Here is a 6,130-nt window from a genome sequence, read left to right on the forward strand (position 1 = left end):
GCCCTCGCGTTCCTGCGACAATACGCGCTGATCCGCTTAGCTGCCGCAGACACCAACAACCACATGGCCCTCGAAACTCTCATCACCCTGACCGACGTCCAGCTCGCGTATGGGCACCATCCGCTGCTCGACCATGCCGACTTCGCCATCCAGTCCGGCGAACGTATAGGCCTCATCGGCCGCAATGGCGCAGGGAAGTCCTCGCTCCTCAGGCTGCTCGACGGCCGCACGCAGCCAGACGACGGCGCCATCGCCCGCAGCTCCAGCCTGCGCGTGGCCACTGTCGAACAAGAGCCCGAGCTCGACGACAATGCCACGGTGTTCGATGTCGTGTGCAACACGGACGGCGACCACGAAGACTGGCAGCGCCCCTCGCGCGCGCGCGCCGTCATCGAAAAGCTGGGCCTGCCCGCCGATGCGCAGATCGCGGGGTTGTCCGGCGGCACGCGCAAGCGCGTCGCCCTCGCCCGCGCCTTGATCGACGAACCGGATCTTCTGCTGCTCGACGAACCCACCAACCATCTGGACTTCGAAGGCATTGCCTGGCTGGAAGACATGCTGCGCGCCTGGAAAGGCGCCGCGGTCATCATCACCCACGATCGCCGGTTCCTGGATGCCGTCACCACCCGCATTGTCGAACTCGACCGCGGCCGTCTCTTGAGCTTTCCCGGCAATTTCTCGCAGTGGCAGGAGCGCAAGGCGCAGTGGCTGGAGTCCGAACGGCTGGAGCAGGCGCGCTTCGACAAACTGCTGGCACAGGAAGAAGTCTGGATCCGCAAGGGCGTGGAAGCGCGCCGCACGCGCAATGAAGGCCGAGTGCGCCGCCTGGAAAGCCTGCGCGTGCAGCGCGCCGAACGCCGCGAGCGCGTTGGCAACGTATCGCTGGCGCTGGCCGAAGGCCAACGGTCCGGCAAGCTCGTGGCGGAACTCGAGCACGTCAGCAAGCGGTTCGGCGACAAGATCGTGGTCGACGACTACTCCACAACCCTGCTGCGCGGCGACCGCATTGGCATCATCGGACCCAATGGCGCGGGCAAGACCACTTTGCTAAAGCTCATCCTGGGCGAGCTGCAACCCGACTCCGGCGCGACGCGCCTGGGCACCAACGTCGCGGTCGCCTACTTCGATCAGATGCGCGCGCAGCTGGACGAAAACGCCTCGCTCGTCGACATCATCAGTCCGGGTAGCGAATGGGTCGAGATCGGTGGCGTGCGTAAGCACGTGATGACCTATTTGGGCGATTTCCTGTTTTCGCCGGCACGCGCCGGTTCGCCCGTGCGCAGCCTGTCGGGCGGCGAACGCGCCCGCCTGTTGCTGGCGCGACTCTTTGCGCGCCCGGCGAACGTGCTGGTGCTGGACGAGCCCACCAACGACCTTGACATCGAAACGCTGGAACTGCTGGAAGAGCTGCTGCAGGAATATGCCGGCACCGTGCTGCTGGTCAGCCATGACCGCGCCTTCCTCAACAACGTGGTGACCCAGACCATCGCCTACGAAGGCGACGGCCACTGGCGCGATTACGTGGGCGGTTACGACGAGTGGGTTTCACAGCGCCCCGCGCCCACCACGCCGCAGACCGACGCCGACAAGACTGCCAAGTCCGCCGACGACAATGCCGCTCGCGCGAAGGCCGCGCGCCCCAAGCCTGCAAAGGCGGGCAAGATCAACGCCTGGGACCTGCGCGAACTCGAAGGCCTGCCTGACGCGATCGCCGCGCTCGAGGCCAAGCAGGCGGAACTGGCGGGCAAGCTGGCAGACGGCAGTCTCTATCGCGACGCACCGGACGAGGTCGAACGCATCAATGGCGACCTGGCCAAACTGGAAGCCGAGCTCGAAGAGAAATTCGCACGCTGGGAACTGCTGGAGGCGCGGCGCGACGGCACGCTCTGACAGCACTGCTATATATAGATATGGGCCGATCGGTGGCGCAAAAAAAGGGGTGAACGGCAAAGCCGCTCACCCCTATTCACGTCGGCTCCAGCCGCAAGGCCCTCAAACGTGGGCGCGCCACTCCAGCGCTTCACCGGCGGCAAGCGGGACGAGCGTCGTATTGCCAAACGCCAGTTCCTGGGGCACCTGGTAAGTTTCACGCGACAGCGTCAACGTGCCGGTGTTGCGAGGCAGACCGTAGAAATCCGGACCATGGAAGCTGGCAAACCCTTCCAGCTTGTCGAGCTTGCCTGCCGCCTCGAACGCGGTGGCATACAGCTCCATTGCATGCAGCGCGGTGTAGCAACCCGCGCAGCCGCAGGCATGTTCCTTCAGACCGCGCGCGTGCGGCGCGCTATCCGTTCCCAGGAAAAAGCGCGGACTGCCGCTCGTAGCTGCCTCGACCAACGCAAGGCGGTGCGTTTCGCGCTTGAGAATCGGCAGGCAGTACCAATGAGGCCGCACACCGCCCTGGAAGATCGCGTTGCGGTTGTAAAGCATGTGCTGCGGCGTGATCGTCGCGGCAATCGGACCTTCCGCATCGCGCACGTACTCGGCGCCTTCCTTCGTCGTGATGTGCTCGAACACCACCTTCAATGCCGGAAACGCGCGCCGCAACGGCTTCATCACGCGCTCGACAAAGATGGCCTCGCGGTCGAAGACGTCAATAGACGGATCCGTCACTTCTCCATGCACGAGCAACGGCATCCCACACTTCTGCAAGGCTTCCAGCGCCTTGGTGCACTTACCCAGCAAATCGGTCACGCCCGCGTCCGAGTTGGTCGTGGCGCCCGCGGGATACAGCTTGACCGCATAGACGTGGCCCGATGCATGCGCACGCACGATCTCTTCGGCAGGCGTGTTGTCAGTCAGGTAAAGCGTCATCAGGGGCGTGAACGAATCCGGGTTGACGCCCGTCTTCGCAAGCGCCTCCAGAATGCGGCCGCGATAGGCCAACGCCTGCTCCGTCGTCGTGACCGGGGGCTTCAGGTTAGGCATGATGATGGCGCGGGCAAACTGGCGCGCCGTATCGGCAACCACCGCTTCAAGCGCCGCGCCGTCGCGCAAATGCAGATGCCAGTCGTCGGGACGGGTGATGGTGAGTTGGGTCGTGCTTTGAGTAGACATGGAAGGCTTCTTAATCTGCCAGCGGCATGCCCCGTTCGGCCAGTGCGCAGAACATCGCGCTGCCCAGGGGAATGACGGCATCGTTGAAATCGAAATGCGGGTTGTGCAGCAAGCAGCCGGAATCGGCCCCGCCCTGGCCAAGGCGGAAATATGCGCCCGGCTTGGCCTGCAACATGAACGAAAAGTCTTCGGAACCCATCGAGGGTACCAAATCGCGCACCACGTTTTCCTTGCCGATCATCTCGGTTGCGATGTCGGCCACCAAATTGGCGTGCTGAGGGGTGTTCAAAGTCGCGGGATAAATGCGCTCGTACACCACTTCGGCGGTGCCGCCGAACGCACCGGCAATTGCGCTCACCAGCTCCCGCATGCGCGTCTCGACCATTTCCTGGACCGACTTGCGGAATGTCCGCACCGTGCCCACCATGCGCGCCTCGCGCGGAATCACGCTCATCGCGCCGGGGTGGCCGGCTTGCACCGAACCGATCGACAGCACCGCCGAATCCAGCGGGTTCACGTTGCGCGACACGATCGTCTGCAACGCCGTGATGATCTGGCCCGCGATGGTCACGGGATCGATCGTCTGATAAGGATGCGCCCCGTGTCCGCCTCGACCCGTGATCAGGATCTCGAAGCGATCGGCAGCCGCCATCATCGGACCCGGGTTGATGCCGATGGTGCCCGGTTTCAGGCCCGGCCAGTTGTGCAAGGCGTAGATTGCATCGCAAGGAAAGGTGTCAAACAGGCCGTCCTCGAGCATGGCGCGTGCCCCGCCGCGCCCTTCTTCCGCTGGTTGGAAGATCAACACGGCCGTGCCATCGAAATTGCGCGTCTGCGCCAGGTACTTGGCCGCGCCGATCAACACCGCCGTATGGCCGTCGTGACCGCAGCCGTGCATCAGTCCGGGCTTGGTCGACTTGTGCCCGAACGTGTTGTCCTCGGTCATGGGCAACGCGTCCATGTCGGCGCGCAGTCCGATCATGCGGCCACTGTCGCATCGTTTGCCGCGGATCACGCCCACCACGCCGGTCTTGCCAATCCCGCGGTGCACCTCGATGCCCAACGCTTCCAGCGCGCCGGCGACGATGCCCGACGTGCGGACTTCTTCAAAACCCAATTCCGGATGAGCATGCAAATCGCGCCGAAGCGCCGTCAATTCGTCATGAAAAAGGCGAATCGATTCCAACGGAGAACGTGCGTACATAGGACGTTACAGAATGACGTGATAGAGGGGACGGTCGGTGCATTTTAGTTGCTACAGAGGATAAATGCCTTTGTCTTTACGGGAGAGACACGTTATGCTCCGGCCGCAGGACAATTTTTCCAACAGCCAGAGAAGGAGCGCCGCATTATGGCCACAACCTCCAAACCCGCGACCGCGCGCAAGCCGAACGCTGCATTCATGAAGCCGCTGACCCCCAGCGCCGAATTGGCCGCTGTCATCGGCTCGGAAGCCGTGCCGCGTACCGAGGTCACCAAGAAGATCTGGGAATACATCAAGAAGCACAACCTGCAAGATGCCAGCAACAAGCGCAACATCAACGCCGATGCCAAGCTGCGCCCGATCTTCGGCAAGGATCAGGTCACGATGTTCGAACTGACCAAACTGGTCAACGCACATCTGAAGTAAGCAGGCAAAGGGCGTACGGCGTACGTCCCTGCCTTTGGATTGTCGCGACGCCCTGGCTTCAGGCCGGGCGAGCTCGACGCCACCAAGCAAGTCCCCTCGCAGTACCTCATCGCCACGTTCGTGGACATTCCCACTTGATTGAAAAGCCAGTTCGCCTGGTCTGACGTGCCGCTGCATGCCTGCACGCCGCGCTTCCTTACCCGCGTCAGCAACTGCACTCATGCCGCACGTCGACAGACACACGAGGCGCCCCTGAACGCGCTACACGACGCCCTCGTCGACCGCGAGGCCAGGCCGCGCGGGCGCACCGCCCGCCATCGTGTCACGCCGGTGCCCGCAGCTATCCCGCATGGCATGCTTTGATACTGCGTCACATCGAAGCTCGACGCACCCACGACAACGACACCTCAACGGCATCTCAACGACGTATCCACAGCCTTGCCGGTGATCGCGCCCTGCAGGCGGGCTGCTGGTGGGCATCACCCCACACGTTCATGCCATGCAAAAAGGCCGGCATCGCTGCCGGCCTTTCCGAGGGTAATACCAGGACTCACGCGTAAGACGTGGGCGCGCCACCTTCCAGCAACGACAGCCAGCCACGAATCAGGCGATAGAGCACCCACACGATGGTTGCCGCCACGCCGATCCATCCGATGAAGATGAGGGTCGCGATCCCGCTGATGGCCAGCCACAGCAACGCCCACCAGAACGTACGCAGAAGCCAGTCAAAATGAGCGGCGTAGACGGTGCCTGCGGCGTCCGATCGCTTGAGATACATGAGCACGACGGCCGCAATCGTGGCGATGCCCAGAAATCCACTCGTCAGAAAGCCCAAGGCATACAAGCCATAGGCCACGTGGGTCAACGTGCGAAGGTCCAATGTCGTACCGGGCACGGGGGTCTGGGGTTCACTCACGATAACGCTCCAACGAATTGACTCGAACAATCTTACCGCACAAAGCCACCCCGCCCACGGCCGTTGTTATTTGGGCACATCCAACATTGGCGCGGCTCGCAGGCCAACTGGAGTGCCAAAGACAAAGCCCCACCGGATACCGGTGGGGCTTTGAGGATAAGAGCTTGACGATGACCTACTTTCACAGACGTCCGTCCACTATCATCGGCGCAAAGGCGTTTCACTGTCCTGTTCGGGATGGGAAGGAGTGGGACCACCTTGCTATGGTCGTCAAGCGTAACTGCTTGAGCAGTTGACACAACGGTCAACCGTTCGAATCTGGGGTACCGCAACGCGAACCTGACGCCCGCTTGTACTAAAGGGTTCGCAGCTCTCGCCGCAACCAACCTCTTGCCGCAACCGGCAGGGCTCTCACTAAAGACAAAACCCCGCAGGGGATACCTGCGGGGTTTTGAGCAATAAAAGCCTGACGATGACCTACTTTCACAGACGTCCGTCCACTATCATCGGCGCAAAGGCGTTTCACT

The 6,130-nt window shown here is 62.6% G+C and carries 5 protein-coding genes and 1 rRNA gene; 2 read left to right on the top strand and 4 right to left on the bottom strand.

Features of this window, described 5'->3' with window-relative positions:
* Positions 1–63 precede the first annotated feature (63 nt).
* Positions 64–1,890: an ATP-binding cassette domain-containing protein gene (locus tag HV786_RS25945; RefSeq protein WP_128829952.1), complete on the top strand. Its 1,827-nt coding sequence runs from the start codon at positions 64–66 to the stop codon at positions 1,888–1,890.
* Between the two features lie 102 nt (positions 1,891–1,992).
* Here the strand turns inward: HV786_RS25945 and pyrC are convergent, their stop codons facing one another.
* Positions 1,993–3,072 (bottom strand): dihydroorotase, encoded by a 1,080-nt coding sequence (gene pyrC, locus HV786_RS25950; protein ID WP_128830111.1) that lies wholly within the window; start codon positions 3,070–3,072, stop codon positions 1,993–1,995.
* Positions 3,068–4,261 (bottom strand): M20 aminoacylase family protein, encoded by a 1,194-nt coding sequence (locus HV786_RS25955; protein ID WP_056569330.1) that lies wholly within the window; start codon positions 4,259–4,261, stop codon positions 3,068–3,070. Before HV786_RS25955 ends, pyrC begins: the two co-directional genes overlap by 5 nt.
* 147 nt (positions 4,262–4,408) lie before the next feature.
* On the opposite strand from HV786_RS25955, the gene HV786_RS25960 reads away from it, so the two are divergent.
* On the top strand, positions 4,409–4,687 hold the full coding sequence (locus HV786_RS25960) for an SWIB/MDM2 domain-containing protein (protein ID WP_006217453.1): 279 nt from the start codon (positions 4,409–4,411) through the stop codon (positions 4,685–4,687).
* A gap of 550 nt (positions 4,688–5,237) precedes the next feature.
* Here HV786_RS25960 and HV786_RS25965 read toward each other — a convergent pair.
* Both HV786_RS25965 and rrf read right to left on the bottom strand, forming a co-directional pair.
* Positions 5,238–5,603 carry a DUF4870 family protein gene (locus HV786_RS25965; RefSeq protein WP_056320734.1) on the bottom strand — a complete coding sequence of 122 codons (366 nt, stop codon included), beginning with the start codon at positions 5,601–5,603 and terminating at the stop codon, positions 5,238–5,240.
* A 162-nt stretch (positions 5,604–5,765) separates the two neighbouring features.
* Positions 5,766–5,878 (bottom strand): 5S ribosomal RNA (gene rrf, locus HV786_RS25970).
* Positions 5,879–6,130: the final 252 nt, after the last annotated feature.

Source organism: Achromobacter mucicolens (assembly GCF_902859725.1).
In the GTDB taxonomy this organism is placed as follows: domain Bacteria; phylum Pseudomonadota; class Gammaproteobacteria; order Burkholderiales; family Burkholderiaceae_B; genus Achromobacter; species Achromobacter mucicolens.

Coding starts and splice junctions, on each gene's coding strand:
- HV786_RS25945 (WP_128829952.1), top strand. CDS start 64: ATGGCCCTCGAAACTCTCATCACCCTGACCGACGTCCAGCTCGCGTAT.
- HV786_RS25955 (WP_056569330.1), bottom strand. CDS start 4,261: ATGTACGCACGTTCTCCGTTGGAATCGATTCGCCTTTTTCATGACGAA.
- HV786_RS25960 (WP_006217453.1), top strand. CDS start 4,409: ATGGCCACAACCTCCAAACCCGCGACCGCGCGCAAGCCGAACGCTGCA.